Genomic DNA, 17,818 nt, shown 5'->3' on the forward strand with positions numbered 1-17,818 from the left:
CCTCCCAGCACCCCGCCACCCCGGACGCCGTCCAATCCCGGCACCCAGCCTCGGGCGGCCACCAGTCCCGGCATGCGCGCCGTGAGCGCCGCCCGCGCGGCCCCGTTGGAGAAGCCCAAGGCGGAAGGCGCCCTGGGCAAGCGCGTCGCCGCGGAGACGTCCAACGTCGTCCTCAATGCCTTCTCCATCCTGAAGGAGCAGTTCGCGGACTTCCGCGCGAGCGACCGCTTCTTCAAGTACAAGGCCGGCATCGTCGCGGGGTGGATCATCCTGTCCGTCGCCAGCTTCGGCATCGCGTGCCCGGGCAGCTCCCTGGACACGGGTGACATGGACGCGCGCCTGGTGCTCAGCGACAAGCTGGACCGGCCCTCCGTCACCATCTGGAACGAGAGCAAGGACGTCTGGCGCGACGTCATCATCACCGTGAACAACGAGTACAAGGCGGTGGTGGCCGAGGTGCAGCCCGGCAACTTCGTCACCATCACGCCCAAGCAGCTGCTGGGGAAGAACGGCGGCTCCGCGCCCGCGGACCTCCGCTTCCAGGCGCTGACGATGAAGAGCTCGGACGACAACGCCGACCTCACGCCTTCCCTCCAGGAGGAGTGGAAGCGCCTCCTGGCCCCGAAGAAGTAGCCCGCCGCGGGTAGCAGCGCCCAGCCCCTGGAAACACGAAGGGCGCCCTCCTGAAGCAGGAAGGCGCCCTCGGTGCTTCTTCAGCCCGGCCGGACCTCACTCACGTGGGGCCCGGGCGCGGGGAACGGCTCAACCCTCGGTCTTCGCCTCGGCGGGAGCCTCGGTCGTCTCAGCGGCGGCCGGGGCCTTCGCGGGACGGTCCACCAGCTCGATGAGGGCCATCTCCGCGGCGTCGCCCCGGCGGAAGCCCAGGCGCACGATGCGGGTGTAGCCACCCGGACGGGAGGCGTAACGCTCCTTGTACTCGCTGAACACCTTCTGGAGGACCGTGCGGTCCTTCACGGTGCGGGCGGCAAGGCGCACGTTGGACAGGCCACCGCGCTTGGCGAGCGTGATGATGCGCTCCGCCAGCGGACGGACTTCCTTCGCCTTGGGAACGGTGGTGCGGATGGCCCCGTGCTCCAGCAGCGACGTGACCATGTTGTTCAGCATCGCGAGACGGTGGCTCGTGGTGCGGTGCAGCTTCCTTTGTCCGACCTTGTGGCGCATGCGCGTGCTCCGGGGCCTCTTCTTGAGAACCCCACCACTCCGGCCGTATCAGGTACCGGGTGGGAAGGACGGCCCCGACACCGGGGGCCGCCGTTGAATCGGGCCCTGTGTACCAGGGCCCCCTGCCCCGCGCCACCGTGAAGCCGTGTCGGTGGGGTGCGGAGCAGGTGCTTCAGGAAACGACGACGCTCAGGCCTTGGGGGCCGCGGGAGCCGGCGCGTTCTTCGGCGGCCAGTTCTCCAGCTTCATGCCCAGCGACAGGCCCATCTCCGCGAGGATCTCCTTGATCTCCTTCAGAGACTTGCGGCCGAAGTTCTTCGTCTTGAGCATCTCCGCCTCGGTGCGCTGGACCAGGTCACCGATGGACTTGATGTTCGCCTGCTGCAGGCAGTTGGCCGAACGCACCGACAGCTCCAGCTCGTCCACCGAGCGGAACAGGTTCTCGTTGAGCTTGGCCTCTTCCTTCGGCGCCTCGGCGACGACCGGCTCCTCGGTCTCGTCGAAGTTCACGAACACCGTGAGCTGCTCCTTGATGATCTTCGCCGCGTAGGCCACCGCGTCCTGCGGCACCACGGAGCCGTCCGTCCAGACCTCGAGCGACAGCTTGTCGAAGTCCGTGACCTGACCGACGCGCGCGTTGGTGACCTGGTAGTTCACCTTGCGGATGGGCGAGAAGAGCGAGTCGATGGGGATGGTCCCGATGGGCGCGCCCGCCACCTTGTTGGTGGACGCCGGCACGTAGCCCCGGCCCCGGCGGCACGTCAGCTCCATGCGCACCTTGCCGCCCTCGGACACGGTGCAGATGTGGTGACCCGGGTTGAGGATCTCCACGTCCTGGTCCGCGATGAGGTCGCCCGCCTTCACTTCCTTGGGGCCTTCCACCTCGATGCGCAGCGTCTTCGTCTCGTTCGTGTGCATCCGGAGGAGGACCTCCTTCAGGTTCAACACGACGTCCGTGACGTCCTCGGCCACCTCGGGGATGGTCGTGAACTCGTGGTCCACTCCCTCAATCTTCACGGAGGTGATGGCCGCGCCCTGCAGCGACGACAACAGCACCCGCCGCAGCGAGTTGCCCAGCGTCGTCCCGAAGCCGCGCTCCAGCGGCTCCGCCACGAACTTGCCGTACGTGGGGCTCAGCGAGTCCTGGTCCACTTCCATGCGGCGCGGCTTGATGAGGTCGCGCCAGTTCTTCGCAACAAACGTATCGGCCATGGGACTGCTCCTCGAAGCGTGCGCCATCACCCACATCCCCGCCAGGGTGGCGGGAGGACGGGCACGCGGGGGGACTGCGTAACAGCCTCGCCTGGCGCGCGCAGGACACGCCCTCCAGGCGACAAAGCAACGACGCCCCGGCCTCGTCGGCCAGGGCGTCCACTGCGGGAGGGACCCGGTACAGCGGGTCCGGCACCCAGGATTACTTCGAGTACAACTCGACGATGAGCTGCTCCTGGATGGGCATGGTCAGGTCCTCGCGGTTCGGGACCGTCTTGACCGTGCCCTTGAACGACTTCTTGTCCAGGTCAATCCACTGCGGAACGCCACGGCGGTCCACCGTCTCCAGCGCCTCGGAGATGCGGAGCACCTTGCGGCTCTTCTCGACCACTTCCACGGCGCTGCCCGGCTTCACGGAGAACGACGGGATGTTCACCCGGCGGCCGTTGACCTGGAAGTGACCGTGACGCACCAGCTGGCGCGCCTCGTTGCGCGTGTCCGCGAAGCCCATGCGGAACACCACGTTGTCCAGGCGGAGCTCGAGCTGCTGCAGCAGGTTCTCACCCGTCTTGCCCTTGGCCGCGGACGCGCGGTGGTAGTACCCGCGGAACTGGTTCTCGAGCAGGCCGTACATGCGCTTGACCTTCTGCTTCTCGCGCAGCTGCACGCCGTAGCCGGAGAACTTCACGCGGCCCTGGCCGTGCTGACCGGGGGGATAGGGGCGGCGCTCGATGGCGCACTTGTCCGTGTAGCAACGGTCGCCCTTGAGGTACATCTTCAGGTTCTCGCGCCGGCAGATACGGCAGGCGCTCGCGGTATAACGAGCCACGGAAACTCTCCTTGCAGATGGTCTGGAGCCGGGCCCGCGCAGCACGCGAGCCCCGGCCCGAAGCGGTGATTAGACGCGGCGGCGCTTGGGCTGACGGCAGCCGTTGTGCGGGATGGGCGTCACGTCGCGGATGAGGCTGATCTTCAGGCCGGCGGCGGCCAGCGCGCGCAGCGCCGACTCACGGCCCGCGCCCGGCCCCTTCACGAACACCGTCACGGTCTTCAGACCGTGCTCCATCGCCTTCGCCGCGGCGTCGCCAGCGGCAACCTGCGCCGCGAACGGCGTGGACTTGCGGCTGCCCTTGAAGCCGCGCGCCCCGGCCGACGACCAGGAGATCACGTTCCCGGACACGTCCGTGATCGTGATGATGGTGTTGTTGAACGTGGACTGGATGTGGACCACGCCGTTGAGGATGTTCTTCTTGCCCTTGCGCTTGCTCTTCTTCGCCGCAGGGGTCTCGCCACCCTCGGCACCGGCCGGCGCGGCGGCGGTATTGATCTCGTCAGCCATGTGAATCGCTGCTCCTGGGAGTAGGTGATCAACGCCCGCGCCTCACATGGAGTGAGGCTGCGGGCGCCAGAGGGTTTAGCGGGCCGGAGCGGCCGGCTTCGCGCGAACGATGCCTCGCTTGGGACCCTTGCGGGTGCGCGCGTTGGTGTGGGTGCGCTGGCCGCGGACCGGAAGACCCTTGCGGTGACGCAGACCCCGGTAGCAACCCAGGTCCATCAGCCGCTTGATGTTCATGGTCACCTCGCGCCGGAGGTCACCCTCGACCTTGTAGTTGGCCTCGATGATCTCTCGGATCTTTCGAGCCTGGTCCTCGGTGAGGTCCTTGGTCCGGGTGGTGAGATCGATGCCCGCCGCCTCGATGATGTCGTGCGCGGTCTTGTTACCGATCCCGTAGATGTACTGGAGCGAGATCACCGCGCGCTTGTTGGGCGGCAGATCGATGCCGGCGATACGAGCCATCTTCGGTCTTCCTTGTTGTGGAGTTGGTCTGAGGCTGAAGAGTCCCTGTGGGACTCTCTAGCCCTGGCGCTGCTTGTGCCGGGGGTTGGAGGCGCAGATGACGCGCACGATGCCCTTACGGCGAACAACCTTGCACTTGTCGCAGATCTTCTTGACGGACGCCCGAACCTTCATGGAGCGAACTTCCTTCCTTCAACGGAGAAAAGCACAACAGCCGGTCCGCACAGGCGGCCGGCGCGAATTACTTGGCCCGGTACGTGATCCGTCCACGGGTCAGGTCATACGGCGACAACTCGACCTTCACCTTGTCGCCCGGGAGGATACGGATGAAGTGCATCCGCATCTTGCCCGAGATGTGCGCGAGCACCTTGTGGCCGTTGTCCAGCACCACGCGGAACATCGCGTTCGGTAGGGGTTCCATAACGGTCCCCTCGACTTCGATGGAATCATCCTTCGGCAAGCGTCAACCTTCTTCCCGGACCACGAACCTTCTGGAAGCGCGGCGGGATAACACTTTGGTCCGTAAGTAGCAAGCGCCGCGCGATCTGAAATCTGGACCTCTATCAACACCTGCTGACATCACCCTATTTCACCCCGGGTCTGGGGCCCTTCATGAGCGCCGGGTGAGCACTTCCGGCCCCCGCTCCGAGATCAGGATGGTGTGCTCGAAGTGAGCGGACAACTTGCCGTCCACGGTGACGGCCGTCCACTCGTCCTCCAGGACCTCCACGTCGGGCGTTCCCTGGTTCACCATCGGTTCCACCGCCAGGACCATGCCCGGCCGCAGCTTCATCCCCGCCCCCGCCTGCCCATAGTTGGGCACCTGGGGCGGCTCATGCAGCTTCCGCCCGATGCCGTGCCCGACGAAGTCCCGGACCACGGAGAACCCCCGGGCTTCCACGTGACTCTGCACCGCGTGGCCAATGTCGCCGATCCGGTTGCCCGGCTGCATCACCCGGATGGCCTTCTCCAGGGATTGCCGGGTGGCGTCCACCAGGGCCTGGGCCTCCGGCGTCACCTTCCCCACAGGCACCGTGCGCGCCGAGTCCCCGAAGAAGCCCCGGTAGACCACCCCGAAGTCCAGCTTCATCAAGTCCCCAGCCACCAGCCGGCGCTTCCGGCTGGGGATGCCGTGGACCACCTCCTGGTTCACGGAGGCACAGAGCACGCCCGGGAAGCCGTGGTAGCCCTTGAACGCCGGCCTGGCACCCTTCTGGGCAATGAGCTTCTCGGCCAGGGCATCCAGCTCCCAGGTAGAGACGCCAGGAGCGACCGCCTTCTCCAACTCGTCCAGGATTTCACAGACGATCCGCCCCGCATCCCGCATCAGGGCGATCTCATCCGGGCTTTTGATCTCCATGGGGTTCATGCGCCCTTTTCCCTACCGGTCCGCTGCCCTGTCCGAAACCCGCGACCGGTGGGGCGGCAGTCCAGGCCGGACCTGCCCCCGTCCTACTGCCTGGCCTGGACTCAGGCAGGACGGCCGGCAGCCTTCTTGATCTCCTCGTAGATGCCTTCCGGAGACCCGACGCCGTCCACGCTCTTGAGCAGCCCCTTCTTCGCGTAGAAGTCCTTCAGGGGAGAGGTCTCCGCGTCGTACTTCTGAAGGCGCTTCTCGATGACCTCCGGCGTGTCATCCGGGCGCTGCACGAGCTCCGTGCTGCACTTGTCGCACAGGCCGGCGCGCTTCGGCGGGCTCTGGGTGACGTGGTAGACGGACCCGTCATTGGGGCACACGCGCCGGCCAGAGCCACGCTCGACCAGTGTCGAGTGCGGGACCTCGAGCGAAACCACCGCGTTCAGTTGCTTGCCCAGCCGCTCCAGCATCCGGTCCAGCGCGTCCGCCTGGCCCGGGGTGCGCGGAAAGCCATCGAGCACGAAGCCCTTGGCCACGTCCGACTCCTTCAGCCGCTCCTCCACGATGCCGATGACGACATCGTCCGGAACGTACTGCCCCGCGGCCATCAGCGGCCCGGCCACCTTGCCCAGCGGCGTGCCATCCTTCACGGCCTTGCGCAGGATGTCGCCGGTGGAGATCTGCGGGATCTGGAAGTCCACGTAGAGCTTCTTCGCCTGGGTTCCCTTCCCGGCGTTCGGCGGCCCCAAGAGGATGAGGTTCATGTCGCTCCTTTGCACCTGCGTCCACCCTTGAACGACGAGGCGCCCCTCCCCACCGTTGGGGAGAGGCGCCGGAACACAACCGACCAACGTCAGGCCGCCACGCGAACCCGACCACGGATGCGCGGACCGCGCGGACCCGCGAAGCCTTCGTAGTTGCGGCTGATGAGGTGCCCTTCAATCTGCTGCACCGTGTCCAGCGCCACGCCCACGACGATGAGAAGCGCCGTACCGCCGAAGGTGAACCGCACACCCAGCACGCTGCTGATGACGGACGGAATCACGCAGATGATGGCCAGGTAGATGGCGCCACCGAACGTGAGGCGGTTGAGCGTGCGCTCGATGAACTCCGCCGTCTGGCGGCCCGGGCGGATGCCGGGGATGTAGCCACCCTGCTTCTTGATGTTGTCCGCCACGTCATCCGGGCGGAAGGTCAGCGCCGTGTAGAAGTAGGAGAAGAACACCACCAGCAGCACGAACAGACCGTTGTAGACCCAGAGGTTGCCCTCGATGCTGCGCTGGAAGCCCTGCAGGAAGGGGAACCAAGCGCCCAGCGTCGCTGGGAAGGACAGCACCGCGCCGGCGAAGATGGGGGGAATCACGCCCGAGGCATTCACCTTCATGGGGAAGTACGTAGCCTGGCCCGCGAACATGCGCCGGCCCGCCATGCGCTTGGCGTACTGGATGGGTACCCGCCGCATGCCGCGCTCCACGTAGACCACCACGCCGATGATGAGGAGCATGAAGAAGAGCAGGCCCAGCACCGCGGCCACGTTCACCACTTCCTGCGTCGTCAGGTCCAGCAGCGTCTTCGCGCCGGGCAGCACACGCGCCACGATGCCCGCGAAGATGATGAGCGAGATGCCGTTGCCAATGCCGCGCTCGGTGATGCGCTCGCCCAGCCACATGATGAAGGCCGTGCCCGCCGTGAGGCTCACCACCGTCATGAAGGTGAACCAGAGGTTGTCGTTGGGCACCACCACCTGGTTGAAGCCGCCCTGCCCCGCGTCGGAGCGGCCCAGCGAGGCCAGCCACCGCGAGATGCCCACGCCCTGCACGACGGACAGAACGATGCTGCCGTAGCGCGTGTACTGGTTGATCTTCTGGCGGCCCGCGGCGCCTTCCTTCTGCAGGCGCTCCAGGCTTGGCACCACCACCGCCAGGAGCTGGATGATGATGGAGGCGCTCACGTACGGCATGATGCCCAGACCGAAGATGGACATCTGCTCCAGCGCGCCGCCGGAGAAGAGATTGAACAGCGACACCAGACCGCCCGATTGTTTCTGGGCGTCCATGAACGCGTTCATCGCGGAGCGGTCCACGCCCGGCGTGTTGATGAAGATGCCGATGCGGTAGACGGACAGCAGCACGAGCGTGTACGCAAGCCGGCTGCGCAGCTCCGCGATGCGGAAGACGTTGGCGAGGGCGTTCAGGGCCACGGTAATGCCATCCTCTTCAAGAGGTTCTGCCAGCAACAACAAACGCCCCTCTCCGGTTCCGGAAAGGGGCGCGGAAGCCTACACAAGGCTGGGGGCGCGCACCACATCACCGTGATGCGCGCCGGTCACGCCTACGCCCGGGGCTGGCGAGGAGCCTTGACGCCCTTGCCGGCGTGGGCCTTGGCGGCCGACTCCGGCTTGTGCGCCACCAGCGGGAGCTCCTCCACGGAGCCGCCCGCCTTCTCGATGTTCTCACGGGCCGCCGCGGACACCTTGTTCACGCGGACCGTCAGCTTCTTGGCGAGCTCGCCGTGGGCCAGGACCTTCACGCCGTCATAACGGCCCTTGACCAGGCCCGCCTGCTTCAGCGCGGCCTCGTCCACCGTGGCGCCCGCGTCGAACACGTGCTCCAGGTCGCCCAGGTTCACCACCGCGTAGGTGGTGCGGTTGGGCGGGTTGAACCCGAACTTCGGCAGGCGGCGCTGCAGCGGGCTCTGGCCGCCTTCGAAGCCTTCGAACCGCATGTTGCCGGAGCGGGCCTTCTGGCCCTTGCCACCGCGGCCGGCCGTCTTGCCCAGGCCGCTGCCCTGGCCACGGCCCACGCGCTTCTTGCGGTGCCAGGAGCCCTCAGGGCGCTTCAGATTGGTCAGGATGCTCATGATGGATCCTCAGTTCTCAGGCCTTGGCCTTGGCGGCCAGGCGCTCCAGGGCGCGGTCCCGGGCGACAATCTTCCGGGGCTTGCGGCGCTTGGGCGCCGGAGCCTCCTGGCTGACCGTCTCCAGGGAGACCAGGTGCTTCACCTTGAACACCATGCCGCGCACTGCCGGGGTGTCCTTCAACAGCCGCTCGTCGCCGAACTTCTTCAGACCGAGGCCCTTGATGGTGGCCAGCATGTCCTCGGAAGACCCCGAGAAGCTCTTCGTCAGCTTAACCTTGAGCGCCATGACTAGCCCCTCGCCTCGCCCGCGAGCTTCTGGGTCTCGACGTCCTTGCCACGCAGCCGCGCGACCTGCTCCGCGCTGCGCAGCAGCTTCAGGCCCGCAACCGTGGCCTTCAGCACGTTGTGAGGATTCCGCGAACCCTGGCTCTTGGTCAGGATGTTGCGGATGCCCGCCGCTTCCAGCACCGCGCGCACCGCGCCACCGGCGATGACGCCCGTACCTTCGGAGGCCGGCTTCAGGAGCACCCAGCCGGCACCGAAGTGCCCCAGGATCTCGTGCGGGATGGTGTGGCCCATGCGAGGAACGCGGAACAGGTTCTTCTTCGCGTTCTCGCCGCCCTTGCGGATGGCCTCGGGGACTTCGTTGGCCTTGCCCAGGCCCACGCCCACGTGCCCGTTGCCATCGCCCACCACGACAAGCGCGGCGAAGGAGAACCGGCGGCCACCCTTCACCACCTTGGCCACGCGGTTGATGTTCACCACGCGGTCGGTCAGGTCCAGATCGTTCGGATTGATCGGAGTTGCCACTTGAGGAATTCCTTTCTGGTACCTAGAACTTCAGGCCGGCTTCGCGCGCGGCGTCGGCCACGGCAGCGATGCGCCCATGGTAGGGGAAGCCGTTGCGGTCGAACACCACCGCATCGACGTTGGCGGCCTTGCACTTCTCCGCGATGAGGGAGCCCACGCGCTTCGCGTCGGCCTTCTTGTCGCCCTCGTCCTTGCCCTTCAACTCCTTGGACAGGGACGACGCATACGCCAGCGTGCGGCCGGTGGAGTCGTCCACCACCTGCGCGTAGATGTGCTTGAGGCTCTTGTACACCGTAAGCCGCGGGCGCTCGGTGGTACCCGAGAGCTTCTTGCGGATGCGGTTCTTCCTCTTGAGGCGCTGCTCGACAGTCTTGGACATGGCTGCTTCCTTTTCCGTCCGGCGGCGATGCGGCCTTCCGCCACCGGATGAGTCCGCCAGGCGTCAAGGCCCGGCGGGGTTGAATGCTCGGCGAAGACGCGGCGACGACTAGGTCGTTCCGGTCTTGCCCTCCTTACGACGGATGCGCTCCTCGGCGTACTTGATGCCCTTGCCCTTGTAGGGCTCCGGCGGACGCAGCGAGCGGATGTTGACCGCCGTGGCGCCCAGGGATTCCTTGTCCGCCGAGCGGAGCGTGAGCCCCACCGTGGGAAGGCTGTCCTCGGTGCGCGAGACCTTGTCGACTTCCGCCGTCACGCCCTCCGGCAGGTTGAACACCACCGGGTGGGAGTAGCCGAGCGAGAAGTGGATGGCCTTGCCCTTCACTTCCGCGCGGAAACCAACGCCGCGGATGTCCAGGCGCTTCTCGAAGCCCGTGGACACGCCCTTCGCCGCGTTGGCGAGGATGGTCCGCGTCAGGCCGTGCAGGCTGCGGGCCTCGCGCGAGTCATCCTCACGCTGAACCGTCACCTGGCCGTCCTTCACCTCCACCTTCACCTTGGCGGGGAGCTTGACGGACAGCTTGCCCTTGGGGCCTTCGAAGTTGACCTGCTGGTTGGCGACATTGACCTTCGTCTTGTCACCAAGCTTGATCGCCAGTTTTCCAATCCGACTCATGATTGCCTCGTGCTGTCGTCGCCCAGGGCGCGCTCCTCGCGGGGCGCTACACCCAGGCTCCTGGCTAGTAGACCGTGCAGAGCAGCTCGCCGCCGACCTTCTGCTTCCGGGCCTCGGTGTCCACCAGGATGCCGCGCGAGGTGGAGAGGATGGAGATGCCCATGCCGCCGAGCACCGGCTGGATGTCGCGCACCGCGACGTAGCGGCGCAGGCCGGGCTTCGACACGCGGCGCAGGCCGGTGATGGCCGGGCTGCGGTCCGGGCCGTACTTCAACTGGACGGTGATCTCGCTCTGCGGCGCGACCTCGTGGATCGTGAAATCCCCGATGTAGCCCTCGTCCTTGAGGACCTTGATGATCTCCACCTTGAGCTTCGAGTGGGGAATGAGAACCTTGTCGTGCCGCGCACGCGAGGCGTTGCGCAGGCGGGTCAGCATGTCGCCGACGGGATCATTGACCGGCATGAAGCACCTTCAAGCTAAGCAGTGGCCCCTTCAGGGACACACCGCGCTCGCGACCACCACGCCTGCCGGGCCCATCCCGGGGGTTCGCGGAGACCGCCACTTCCCTTCCACTTCAACCGGCAACCGCCCTGCCCTCTTCAGGACAGGGACGGCTTCCGGGCTCCAGCGTCTACCAGGACGACTTGGTGACGCCAGTGATCTCACCGCGCAGGGCGCGGTGACGCAGGCAGATACGGCACATCTTGAACTTGCGCAGGAAGGCGCGAGGACGACCGCAGAGACCGCAGCGGTTGTACTGACGCACGGGGAACTTCAGCTTGCGCTTCGCCTGGGCAATCTTGGAGAGCTTGGCCATGATCGATGGGAGTCCTGGGCTCGGTCCTACTGACGGAACGGCATGCCGAAGTGACGCATCAGCGCCAGTCCCTGCTCGTCGTTCGGGGCGGTGGTGACGAAGCTGATGTTGAGCCCCTTCACCTTCTCGATCTGATCGTAGTTGATTTCAGGGAAGATGATCTGCTCGCGCACACCAAGCGTGTAGTTACCCTTCCCGTCAAAGGCCTTCGGGGACACGCCCTTGAAGTCACGAACGCGCGGCAGCGCGACGGTGATGAGGCGGTCCATGAACTCGAACATGCGGTCGCCGCGCAGCGTGACGGCTGCACCGATGGCCTGGCCCTGGCGCAGCTTGAAGTTCGCGATGGACTTGCGCGCGCGGGTCACGACCGGCTTCTGACCGGTGATGGCAGCCAGCTGGTCCACCGCCGACTCCAGGATCTTGTTGTTGGCGAGCGCCTCGCCCAGACCCATGTTGACGACGATCTTCTCCAGCCGCGGCACTTCCATGGGGTTCTTGAGCCCCAGTTCCTTCATCAGCGCGGGGACGCCTTCCGAACGGAAGCGGTCCTTGAGGCGCGCCGAGCGAGCCTTCAGACCCTCTTCGATGTTCGCGGCGAAGCCGACCTTCTTGGCTTCTTCCTTCCCGCGCTTCTTGCTCTTCTTTTCCTTCGAGTCGGCCTTCTTCTCGTCAGCCATCTTTCAGTCCCCTGCTTCGGAGCGCCGTCATGGACCCAGCGCGTCCGATCAGTCCTGCGTCTAGAACGTGGAAACACCCGGAGGGCTCAACCATTTCAGCCCTCTGGACGTGCACGCCCGCTTGCCCCACCACGAGGTGGGGCAAGGGGCGCGCATACATGCCCGAACACCGACCCCTAGTCAATCAGGGCGTCACACTGCTTGCAGAACCGCTTGGAGGACTCCCCCTCCTTGCGGATGCCGACGCGGGTCGGCTTGTCACACTTGGCGCAGACCACCTGGACGTTCGAGAGCGCGATGGTACCCGGCTTCTCGATGATGCCGCCCTCGGGGCTCTGCGGCGTCTTGCGCATGTGGCGCTTGACCAGGCGCAGACCCTCGACCGTCACGCGGCCCGCCTCCCGGTCGACCTTCAGCACCTTGCCGCGCTTGGTCGCCGGCGTCTTCTCCGAGCGCTCTGACCCGGAGATGACCTGGATGGTGTCACCGACTTTCAGCTTCTGCATGGCTTCCTCACTCTGGCTGTTCGCCGTCAGGCCTGCGTCCTCTTAGAGGACCTCGGGCGCCAGCGAGATGATCTTCATGAACTTGCGGGCACGCAGCTCACGGGCGACCGGCCCAAAGATGCGCGTCCCGATGGGCTCCAGGTCCTTGTTGATGAGGACCGCCGAGTTACCGTCGAACTTGATGTAGCTGCCATCCGCACGACCCACCTCGCGACGGGTGCGGACGATGACGGCCTTGGCCACGTCACCCTTCTTCACCTTGGAGTTGGGCAGGGCCTCGCGGATCGACACGACAATCACGTCGCCGATGGAGGCGTACTTGCGCTTGGAGCCGCCGAGAACCTTGATGCAAAACACCTTCTTGGCGCCCGAGTTGTCGGCCACATCGAGCACACTCTGCATCTGAATCATGTGAAGTCTCCTCTTGCTCGAACCCGTCCACGCGCTTCATGGCGCACGGACGCGGTGTGGCCTACCTAGACGTTCTTGCTCTTCTCCAACACCTCGACCACGCGCCAACGCTTGTCCTTCGAAGCGGGCTTGGTCTCGGCGATGCGCACCCGGTCACCCTCGTTGATGGTGACCTTCTTCGGGTAGTCGTGATCCTCGACGTGCGCCTTGTACTTCTCGCGCAGGCTCATGATCTTCCCGTACTTCGGGTGGGGAGCACGACGCTGGACGGTGACGACCACCGTCTTCTGCATCTTGTTGGAGGTGACGATGCCCACGCGGGTCTTGGGACGACCCCGGGTGGAGGTCTCGGCAGCGGGCGTTTCGGTCGCTTCAGCCATGTTGGTTCTCACTGTCTGTCATGCACCCGGGCCCTCTGCCCGGATGGCCACGAACATCCGGGTGAGCCCGGATGCCCGCGGATGCACTGCTACTACTACCCCGCCTTCGCGGCCCGGGCCTTCTGGCCCAGGACGGTGAGGATGCGGGCCAGATCACGGCGGTGCTGCACGCCCTCAGCGGGGCTGTCCAGCGAGCCGGTCCGACGCTTGAGCCGATCCTGGACCAGCGTGTCGCGCAGTTCCTTCGCGCGGTTCTGCAGGTCGTCCGTCGACAGGTCCTTCAGTTCCTTCGCAGTCGCCATCTTGGTCTCCTCGGCGCGGGATGCGGGCGCCCTCCCCTGTCACCAGGTGGAGCGCCCGTCCCGGCGGTGCGTGACTACAGCGAGAGCTCGCTGCGGCGCACGATCTTGGTGAGCACCGGCAGCTTCGCCTGCGCCAGCTTCAGCGCACCGGTGGCGATCTCCTGCGTCATGCCCTCCATCTCGTAGAGGACGCGTCCCGGCTTGACGACCGCGACGTAGTACTCCACGCCACCCTTACCGGTACCCATACGGGTTTCGGCGGGCTTCTTCGTGATGGGCTTGTCCGGGAAGATCCGGATCCAGATCTTGCCGCCGCGCTTCACGTGGCGGGTCATCGCGATACGGGCCGCCTCGATCTGGCGCGAGGTGATCCATCCCGGCTGGAGGCTTACCAAGCCGAACTCACCGTAGGTGAGGTCGCTGCCGCGGTGGGCCGAGCCGAACATGCGGCCCTTCTGCATCTTGCGGTATTTGGTTCGAGCAGGCTGAAGCATGGTCGATGTCCTTCGTGCCTTCCGTGCAGGGCGGGTCTGTTAAACCCGCCCCACAGGGGGCGTCTTACCGGTTGGTGGGCATGGGGGCCTGGCCGCCCTTGCCGGGGAGGACCTCGCCCTTGCAGATCCAGACCTTGCAGCCAATCTTGCCGTAGGTCGTCTTCGCCTCGGCGAAACCGAAGTCGATGTCCGCACGGAGGGTGTGCAGGGGCACGCGGCCCTCGCGGTACCACTCGTAGCGGGCCATCTCGGCGCCACCCAGGCGGCCCGAGCAAGCGACGCGGATGCCCTTGGCCCCGAACTTCATCGCGGTCTGCAGCGCCTTCTTCATGGCGCGGCGGAAGGCGATGCGGCGCTCGAGCTGCGTGGCGATGTTCTCCGCCACGAGCTGCGCGTCGGTCTCGGCCTTGCGGACCTCGACGATGTTCAGGAAGACCTCGTTCTTGGTGAACTGCTGCAGGTCCTTCTTGACGGTCTCGATGCCCGCGCCGCGCTTGCCGATGACGATACCCGGACGCGCGGTGTGGACGTTGACCTTCACCTTGTTGGCGGCGCGCTCAATCTCCACCTTGGACACGCCCGCGTGGTTCAGCGACTTCTTCACGAACTCGCGGATGCGGATGTCCTCGTGGAGCCACTGGGCGTAGTTCTTGTGCTCGAACCACTTGGAGTCCCAGGTCTTGATGACGCCGAGCCGGAACCCGATCGGATGTACTTTCTGTCCCAAACTGAATCTCCTTGGTGCGTCCGGGCGGGGCCCGACGGGTCCTACTTCTTGGCCTCGGCCAGCACGACGTGGACGTGGGCAGACTTCTTCTGGATGGGCGTCGCGCGCCCCATGGCGCGCGGCATGAACCGGCGCTGGGTGGCGGCCTGGTCCACGGAGATGGTCTTGACGTAGAGCGTATCCACGTCGACCTGACCCTTGGACAGGTCCGTCGCGTTGGCGACGGCGCTCTTGATGAGCTTCTCCACCGGCCGCGCGGCGGCGCGCGGGGTGAACTTCAGGATGTTCAGGGCGGCCTCAACAGGCTTGCCCCGGATGAGCGCGGCAACAAGGGACAGCTTGCGCGGGCTCATACGCAGGTGACGCAGATGTGCAGTCGACTCCATGGTCATCTCCTCAGGCTCTCAGGCGTGCGAACGGGCTACTTGCCCGGGGCCTTGGCGACCTTCTTCTCCGCCGAGTGCCCGCCGAAGGTGCGCGTAGGAGCGAACTCGCCGAGCTTGTGGCCCACCATGTTCTCCGTCACGAACACCGGAATGAACTTCTTGCCGTTGTGAACGGCGAAGGTGTGACCCACGAACTCAGGGAGAATCGTGGAGCGCCGGGACCAGGTCTTGACGACCGCCTTCTTGTTCGCGGCGATCATCCCCTCGATCTTCTTGAGGAGGTGATCGTCAACGAACGGACCCTTCTTAATCGAACGAGCCATGTTTCAAATCCTCTTACTGGCTGCGCGCGCCCTGGCGGCGGCCGCTCACGATGAACTTGTCGGTGCGCTTGTTGGTGCGCGTGGTGAGGCCCTTGGTCTTCTTGCCCCACGGAGACACCGGATGCGGGTTACCCTGGCCGGACTTACCCTCACCACCACCGTGCGGGTGGTCGACAGGGTTCATCGCCAGACCGCGGACGGTGGGACGGATGCCCAACCAGCGGCTCTTGCCCGCCTTACCGATGCGGATGATTTCGTGCTCGATGTTGCCCACCTGGCCGACGGTGGCACGGCACTCGATGAGCACCTTGCGCACGGCGCCCGAGGGCATACGGACCTGGGCGTAGCGCTCTTCCTTGGCCATCAGCTGGCCGGAGGTGCCCGCGGAGCGGATGACCTGGGCGCCACGGCCCGGCTTCAGCTCCACGTTGTGGATGACCGTACCCACCGGGATGTTCTGCAGCGGCAGGCTGTTGCCCGGCCGGATGTCGGCGGTGGCGCCGGCGAACACGGTGTCGCCCACGCTCAGGCCCACGGGGGCCAGGATGTAGCGCTTGTCGCCGTCCGCGTAGTGCAGGAGGGCGATGTTGGCGGTGCGGTTCGGGTCGTACTCAACCGCGACGACCTTGGCCGGCACGCCGTCCTTGTCACGACGCTTGAAGTCGATGACGCGGTAGCGGCGCTTGTGACCGCCACCCTGGTGGCGGCGGGTGATGTGACCGTGGACGTTGCGGCCACCGGAGCGCTTGATGGGCTCGGTGAGAGACTTCTCCGGCGAGTCCTTGGTGATGTCCGCGAAGTCGGACACCGTCATCAAACGGCGGGCGGCGCTTGTCGGCTTGTACTTCTTGATGCCCATGGTGTGTTCCTCTCAGGCGGATCTGTCGCCAGTGGCGTCAGACCGCTCCCCCTTCGAAGAGTTCGATCTTGTCACCTTCCTTGAGGGTGACGACCGCCTTCTTGAAGTTGGGGCGCTGGCCGATGCTCTTGCCCACCCGCTTCGTCTTGCCACGCACGATGTTGGTGCGAACACCCTCCACCGTGACCTTGAACAGGGACTGGACCGCGCGGGACACGTCGTGCTTCGTGGCCTTGCGGTCCACGATGAACGAGTACTGGCGGAACTTCTCCCGGGCCTTGTCCAGCTTCTCCGTGATGAGCGGGCCCTTGATGACGTCGTTCAGATTCATGACAGGGACCCCTCGAGCGCCTTCGCGGCGGCGGAAGTCAGGACGACGTGCGAGTGCTTGAGCACGGACTCGAGGTTGAGACCCTCGGGCGGCAGCACGTCGAACTTCGCCAGGTTGCGCACGCTGCGGTGCAGGTTGGTGTTGCCACGCTCGTCGATGACCAGCGCGTTCTGGAGCTTCAGACGGCGCGTGAGCACCTCGAAGGCCTGCTTCGACTTCGGGGCGTCCAGCTTGAAGCCATCCAGGATGATGAGCTGCTTCTCCCGGGCGCGCAGGGACAGCACGGCGCGCAGGGCACCGCGGCGGACCTTGCGGGGCGGCCGGTAGAAGTAGTCGCGGGCCTTGGGGGCCATCGCCTTGCCGCCGCCCACCCAGTGGGAAGCGCGGATCGAGCCCTGGCGGGCGCGGCCGGTGCCCTTCTGCTTCCAGGGCTTCTTGCCGCCGCCGCTGACGAGCGAGGTGTTCTTCACCCCGACCGTGCCGCGGCGCCGGTTGATCTGCTGCATCTTCGCCACCTCGTAGAACAGGTGGGTGTTCGGCTCGGCGCCGAAGATCTCGTCGGAGAGCTCGATCTCCGACACCTTCTTCAAATCCAGGTCGACTACGTCAAACTTCGCCATGGCACTTTCCTCGGGGGTCAGAGTGAAACCACTCCGACGCCATCCCGCTTCCTAGGACTTGATCTCGACGTCAACGCCGGCAGACAGATCCAGCTTCATCAGCGCGTCCAGCGTCTGCTGGGTCGGCTCGAGGATATCGAGCAGGCGCTTGTGCGTGCGGATCTCGAACTGCTCGCGGCTCTTCTTGTCCACGTGCGGCGAACGCAACACGGTGAACTTGTTGATGCGCGTCGGCAGGGGGATCGGACCGGCCACCTTGGCGCCCGTGCGCTTGGCCGTCTCGACGATCTCCCCAGCACTCTGATCCAGGAGCTTCGAGTCGTACGCCTTCAGCCGGATGCGGATCTTCTGTGTCGCCATTCGCAAGAACCTCTTTGAACGACCTCTGGGAACCGTGAGGCGGTACGCCCGTCAACGCCTGGATTTCAGAGAACCGTTTCTTCGGAACGAAGGGGCGCGGTGTGTACCACCACACCCCATGGGTTGCAACTGGATTTCCACCGGCTCCCCGAACCGCCCCCAAGGGGCCGTCCGGAGAGCTGGTGGGCTGAATACTACGCGATGATTTCCGCCACAACTCCCGCGCCCACCGTACGACCACCCTCGCGAACGGCGAACCGGAGCTCCTTCTCCATCGCGACCGGGGTGATGAGCTCCACCTCGATGGCGATGTTGTCGCCCGGCATGACCATCTCGACGTTGTCCGGCA

The 17,818-nt window shown here is 65.8% G+C and carries 32 protein-coding genes; 1 reads left to right on the plus strand and 31 read right to left on the minus strand.

Annotation, left to right across the window (positions count from 1 at the left end):
* On the plus strand, window positions 1-633 hold a 633-nt coding region (locus tag D7X32_RS35590), incomplete at its 5' end, for a hypothetical protein (RefSeq protein ID WP_244239366.1).
* 129 nt (window positions 634-762) lie between these two features.
* Here the strand turns inward: D7X32_RS35590 and rplQ are convergent.
* The 31 genes from rplQ to D7X32_RS35745 all read right to left on the minus strand — a co-directional run.
* Window positions 763-1,182 carry a 50S ribosomal protein L17 gene (rplQ, locus tag D7X32_RS35595; protein ID WP_120567144.1) on the minus strand — a complete coding sequence of 140 codons (420 nt, stop codon included), beginning with the start codon at window positions 1,180-1,182 and terminating at the stop codon, window positions 763-765.
* 189 nt (window positions 1,183-1,371) lie between these two features.
* Window positions 1,372-2,394: a DNA-directed RNA polymerase subunit alpha gene (locus D7X32_RS35600; RefSeq protein ID WP_120523529.1), complete on the minus strand. Its 1,023-nt coding sequence runs from the start codon at window positions 2,392-2,394 to the stop codon at window positions 1,372-1,374.
* Between the two features lie 202 nt (window positions 2,395-2,596).
* Window positions 2,597-3,223 carry a 30S ribosomal protein S4 gene (rpsD, locus tag D7X32_RS35605; RefSeq protein ID WP_120574782.1) on the minus strand — a complete coding sequence of 209 codons (627 nt, stop codon included), beginning with the start codon at window positions 3,221-3,223 and terminating at the stop codon, window positions 2,597-2,599.
* A gap of 69 nt (window positions 3,224-3,292) precedes the next feature.
* Complete coding sequence (gene rpsK, locus D7X32_RS35610) at window positions 3,293-3,733, minus strand: 30S ribosomal protein S11 (RefSeq protein WP_014395884.1); 441 nt, start codon at window positions 3,731-3,733, stop codon at window positions 3,293-3,295.
* Window positions 3,734-3,808: 75 nt separating this feature from the next.
* Complete coding sequence (gene rpsM / locus D7X32_RS35615; protein WP_014395883.1) at window positions 3,809-4,192, minus strand: 30S ribosomal protein S13; 384 nt, start codon at window positions 4,190-4,192, stop codon at window positions 3,809-3,811.
* Window positions 4,193-4,249: 57 nt separating this feature from the next.
* On the minus strand, window positions 4,250-4,366 hold the full coding sequence (gene rpmJ / locus D7X32_RS35620; protein WP_002633586.1) for a 50S ribosomal protein L36: 117 nt from the start codon (window positions 4,364-4,366) through the stop codon (window positions 4,250-4,252).
* Between the two features lie 67 nt (window positions 4,367-4,433).
* On the minus strand, window positions 4,434-4,652 hold the full coding sequence (gene infA, locus D7X32_RS35625) for a translation initiation factor IF-1 (RefSeq protein ID WP_002614803.1): 219 nt from the start codon (window positions 4,650-4,652) through the stop codon (window positions 4,434-4,436).
* 150 nt (window positions 4,653-4,802) lie between these two features.
* On the minus strand, window positions 4,803-5,561 hold the full coding sequence (gene map, locus D7X32_RS35630; RefSeq protein ID WP_120607013.1) for a type I methionyl aminopeptidase: 759 nt from the start codon (window positions 5,559-5,561) through the stop codon (window positions 4,803-4,805).
* 101 nt (window positions 5,562-5,662) lie between these two features.
* Window positions 5,663-6,313, minus strand: a complete 651-nt coding sequence (locus tag D7X32_RS35635; RefSeq protein WP_120607014.1) for an adenylate kinase — start codon at window positions 6,311-6,313, stop codon at window positions 5,663-5,665.
* Window positions 6,314-6,402: 89 nt separating this feature from the next.
* The gene (secY, locus tag D7X32_RS35640; RefSeq protein WP_120607015.1) at window positions 6,403-7,749 is read right to left on the minus strand and encodes a preprotein translocase subunit SecY; all 1,347 of its coding nucleotides are present in this window, start codon (window positions 7,747-7,749) and stop codon (window positions 6,403-6,405) included.
* A gap of 131 nt (window positions 7,750-7,880) precedes the next feature.
* Window positions 7,881-8,408 carry a 50S ribosomal protein L15 gene (gene rplO / locus D7X32_RS35645; protein WP_120607016.1) on the minus strand — a complete coding sequence of 176 codons (528 nt, stop codon included), beginning with the start codon at window positions 8,406-8,408 and terminating at the stop codon, window positions 7,881-7,883.
* 16 nt (window positions 8,409-8,424) lie between these two features.
* Entirely contained in the window at window positions 8,425-8,694 is a 270-nt protein-coding gene (rpmD, locus tag D7X32_RS35650; protein WP_120532358.1) for a 50S ribosomal protein L30, read from the minus strand.
* A gap of 2 nt (window positions 8,695-8,696) precedes the next feature.
* The gene (rpsE, locus tag D7X32_RS35655) at window positions 8,697-9,218 is read right to left on the minus strand and encodes a 30S ribosomal protein S5 (protein WP_014395877.1); all 522 of its coding nucleotides are present in this window, start codon (window positions 9,216-9,218) and stop codon (window positions 8,697-8,699) included.
* Window positions 9,219-9,240: 22 nt separating this feature from the next.
* Entirely contained in the window at window positions 9,241-9,597 is a 357-nt protein-coding gene (rplR, locus tag D7X32_RS35660) for a 50S ribosomal protein L18 (RefSeq protein ID WP_120523538.1), read from the minus strand.
* 108 nt (window positions 9,598-9,705) lie between these two features.
* Window positions 9,706-10,272, minus strand: coding sequence for a 50S ribosomal protein L6 (gene rplF, locus D7X32_RS35665; RefSeq protein WP_120607017.1), 567 nt, complete (start codon window positions 10,270-10,272; stop codon window positions 9,706-9,708).
* A 64-nt stretch (window positions 10,273-10,336) separates the two neighbouring features.
* Complete coding sequence (gene rpsH, locus D7X32_RS35670) at window positions 10,337-10,735, minus strand: 30S ribosomal protein S8 (protein ID WP_120523540.1); 399 nt, start codon at window positions 10,733-10,735, stop codon at window positions 10,337-10,339.
* A gap of 169 nt (window positions 10,736-10,904) precedes the next feature.
* Entirely contained in the window at window positions 10,905-11,090 is a 186-nt protein-coding gene (locus tag D7X32_RS35675; RefSeq protein WP_014395873.1) for a type Z 30S ribosomal protein S14, read from the minus strand.
* 26 nt (window positions 11,091-11,116) lie between these two features.
* Window positions 11,117-11,770 carry a 50S ribosomal protein L5 gene (rplE, locus tag D7X32_RS35680; RefSeq protein WP_120523542.1) on the minus strand — a complete coding sequence of 218 codons (654 nt, stop codon included), beginning with the start codon at window positions 11,768-11,770 and terminating at the stop codon, window positions 11,117-11,119.
* Between the two features lie 176 nt (window positions 11,771-11,946).
* Window positions 11,947-12,276 carry a 50S ribosomal protein L24 gene (rplX, locus tag D7X32_RS35685; RefSeq protein WP_120523543.1) on the minus strand — a complete coding sequence of 110 codons (330 nt, stop codon included), beginning with the start codon at window positions 12,274-12,276 and terminating at the stop codon, window positions 11,947-11,949.
* Window positions 12,277-12,318: 42 nt separating this feature from the next.
* Complete coding sequence (rplN, locus tag D7X32_RS35690) at window positions 12,319-12,687, minus strand: 50S ribosomal protein L14 (protein WP_014395870.1); 369 nt, start codon at window positions 12,685-12,687, stop codon at window positions 12,319-12,321.
* A gap of 65 nt (window positions 12,688-12,752) precedes the next feature.
* On the minus strand, window positions 12,753-13,079 hold the full coding sequence (gene rpsQ, locus D7X32_RS35695) for a 30S ribosomal protein S17 (protein ID WP_169821648.1): 327 nt from the start codon (window positions 13,077-13,079) through the stop codon (window positions 12,753-12,755).
* A gap of 83 nt (window positions 13,080-13,162) precedes the next feature.
* Window positions 13,163-13,369: a 50S ribosomal protein L29 gene (rpmC, locus tag D7X32_RS35700; RefSeq protein ID WP_120523545.1), complete on the minus strand. Its 207-nt coding sequence runs from the start codon at window positions 13,367-13,369 to the stop codon at window positions 13,163-13,165.
* A gap of 74 nt (window positions 13,370-13,443) precedes the next feature.
* Complete coding sequence (gene rplP, locus D7X32_RS35705) at window positions 13,444-13,863, minus strand: 50S ribosomal protein L16 (RefSeq protein ID WP_014395867.1); 420 nt, start codon at window positions 13,861-13,863, stop codon at window positions 13,444-13,446.
* 64 nt (window positions 13,864-13,927) lie between these two features.
* Complete coding sequence (gene rpsC / locus D7X32_RS35710) at window positions 13,928-14,590, minus strand: 30S ribosomal protein S3 (protein WP_120523546.1); 663 nt, start codon at window positions 14,588-14,590, stop codon at window positions 13,928-13,930.
* Window positions 14,591-14,631: 41 nt separating this feature from the next.
* The gene (rplV, locus tag D7X32_RS35715) at window positions 14,632-14,976 is read right to left on the minus strand and encodes a 50S ribosomal protein L22 (protein WP_014395865.1); all 345 of its coding nucleotides are present in this window, start codon (window positions 14,974-14,976) and stop codon (window positions 14,632-14,634) included.
* 35 nt (window positions 14,977-15,011) lie between these two features.
* Window positions 15,012-15,299, minus strand: a complete 288-nt coding sequence (gene rpsS / locus D7X32_RS35720) for a 30S ribosomal protein S19 (RefSeq protein ID WP_014395864.1) — start codon at window positions 15,297-15,299, stop codon at window positions 15,012-15,014.
* A 13-nt stretch (window positions 15,300-15,312) separates the two neighbouring features.
* On the minus strand, window positions 15,313-16,158 hold the full coding sequence (rplB, locus tag D7X32_RS35725; RefSeq protein WP_120607018.1) for a 50S ribosomal protein L2: 846 nt from the start codon (window positions 16,156-16,158) through the stop codon (window positions 15,313-15,315).
* A gap of 37 nt (window positions 16,159-16,195) precedes the next feature.
* Window positions 16,196-16,489, minus strand: a complete 294-nt coding sequence (locus D7X32_RS35730; RefSeq protein ID WP_120523548.1) for a 50S ribosomal protein L23 — start codon at window positions 16,487-16,489, stop codon at window positions 16,196-16,198.
* Window positions 16,486-17,109, minus strand: a complete 624-nt coding sequence (gene rplD / locus D7X32_RS35735) for a 50S ribosomal protein L4 (RefSeq protein WP_120607019.1) — start codon at window positions 17,107-17,109, stop codon at window positions 16,486-16,488. Before rplD ends, D7X32_RS35730 begins: the two co-directional genes overlap by 4 nt.
* Before the next feature lie 51 nt (window positions 17,110-17,160).
* Window positions 17,161-17,469, minus strand: coding sequence for a 30S ribosomal protein S10 (gene rpsJ, locus D7X32_RS35740; protein WP_002633608.1), 309 nt, complete (start codon window positions 17,467-17,469; stop codon window positions 17,161-17,163).
* 194 nt (window positions 17,470-17,663) lie between these two features.
* On the minus strand, window positions 17,664-17,818 hold a 155-nt coding region (locus tag D7X32_RS35745; protein ID WP_486320465.1), incomplete at its 5' end, for an EF-Tu C-terminal domain-related protein.

It is taken from the genome of Corallococcus carmarthensis (assembly GCF_003611695.1).
GTDB lineage: Bacteria > Myxococcota > Myxococcia > Myxococcales > Myxococcaceae > Corallococcus > Corallococcus carmarthensis.

Coding starts and splice junctions, on each gene's coding strand:
- rpsS (WP_014395864.1), bottom strand. CDS start 15,299: ATGGCTCGTTCGATTAAGAAGGGTCCGTTCGTTGACGATCACCTCCTC.
- rplE (WP_120523542.1), bottom strand. CDS start 11,770: ATGGCTGACGAGAAGAAGGCCGACTCGAAGGAAAAGAAGAGCAAGAAG.
- rpmC (WP_120523545.1), bottom strand. CDS start 13,369: ATGGCGACTGCGAAGGAACTGAAGGACCTGTCGACGGACGACCTGCAG.
- rpmD (WP_120532358.1), bottom strand. CDS start 8,694: ATGGCGCTCAAGGTTAAGCTGACGAAGAGCTTCTCGGGGTCTTCCGAG.
- rpsM (WP_014395883.1), bottom strand. CDS start 4,192: ATGGCTCGTATCGCCGGCATCGATCTGCCGCCCAACAAGCGCGCGGTG.
- rplX (WP_120523543.1), bottom strand. CDS start 12,276: ATGCAGAAGCTGAAAGTCGGTGACACCATCCAGGTCATCTCCGGGTCA.
- rpsJ (WP_002633608.1), bottom strand. CDS start 17,469: ATGGCGACACAGAAGATCCGCATCCGGCTGAAGGCGTACGACTCGAAG.
- D7X32_RS35675 (WP_014395873.1), bottom strand. CDS start 11,090: ATGGCCAAGCTCTCCAAGATTGCCCAGGCGAAGCGCAAGCTGAAGTTC.
- rplR (WP_120523538.1), bottom strand. CDS start 9,597: ATGTCCAAGACTGTCGAGCAGCGCCTCAAGAGGAAGAACCGCATCCGC.
- rplO (WP_120607016.1), bottom strand. CDS start 8,408: ATGAGCATCCTGACCAATCTGAAGCGCCCTGAGGGCTCCTGGCACCGC.
- rplF (WP_120607017.1), bottom strand. CDS start 10,272: ATGAGTCGGATTGGAAAACTGGCGATCAAGCTTGGTGACAAGACGAAG.
- rplQ (WP_120567144.1), bottom strand. CDS start 1,182: ATGCGCCACAAGGTCGGACAAAGGAAGCTGCACCGCACCACGAGCCAC.
- rplP (WP_014395867.1), bottom strand. CDS start 13,863: ATGCTTCAGCCTGCTCGAACCAAATACCGCAAGATGCAGAAGGGCCGC.
- rpsK (WP_014395884.1), bottom strand. CDS start 3,733: ATGGCTGACGAGATCAATACCGCCGCCGCGCCGGCCGGTGCCGAGGGT.
- rpmJ (WP_002633586.1), bottom strand. CDS start 4,366: ATGAAGGTTCGGGCGTCCGTCAAGAAGATCTGCGACAAGTGCAAGGTT.
- rpsH (WP_120523540.1), bottom strand. CDS start 10,735: ATGCCGGTCAATGATCCCGTCGGCGACATGCTGACCCGCCTGCGCAAC.
- rplN (WP_014395870.1), bottom strand. CDS start 12,687: ATGATTCAGATGCAGAGTGTGCTCGATGTGGCCGACAACTCGGGCGCC.
- map (WP_120607013.1), bottom strand. CDS start 5,561: ATGAACCCCATGGAGATCAAAAGCCCGGATGAGATCGCCCTGATGCGG.
- rplD (WP_120607019.1), bottom strand. CDS start 17,109: ATGGCGAAGTTTGACGTAGTCGACCTGGATTTGAAGAAGGTGTCGGAG.
- D7X32_RS35730 (WP_120523548.1), bottom strand. CDS start 16,489: ATGAATCTGAACGACGTCATCAAGGGCCCGCTCATCACGGAGAAGCTG.
- D7X32_RS35635 (WP_120607014.1), bottom strand. CDS start 6,313: ATGAACCTCATCCTCTTGGGGCCGCCGAACGCCGGGAAGGGAACCCAG.
- rplV (WP_014395865.1), bottom strand. CDS start 14,976: ATGGAGTCGACTGCACATCTGCGTCACCTGCGTATGAGCCCGCGCAAG.
- D7X32_RS35600 (WP_120523529.1), bottom strand. CDS start 2,394: ATGGCCGATACGTTTGTTGCGAAGAACTGGCGCGACCTCATCAAGCCG.
- rplB (WP_120607018.1), bottom strand. CDS start 16,158: ATGGGCATCAAGAAGTACAAGCCGACAAGCGCCGCCCGCCGTTTGATG.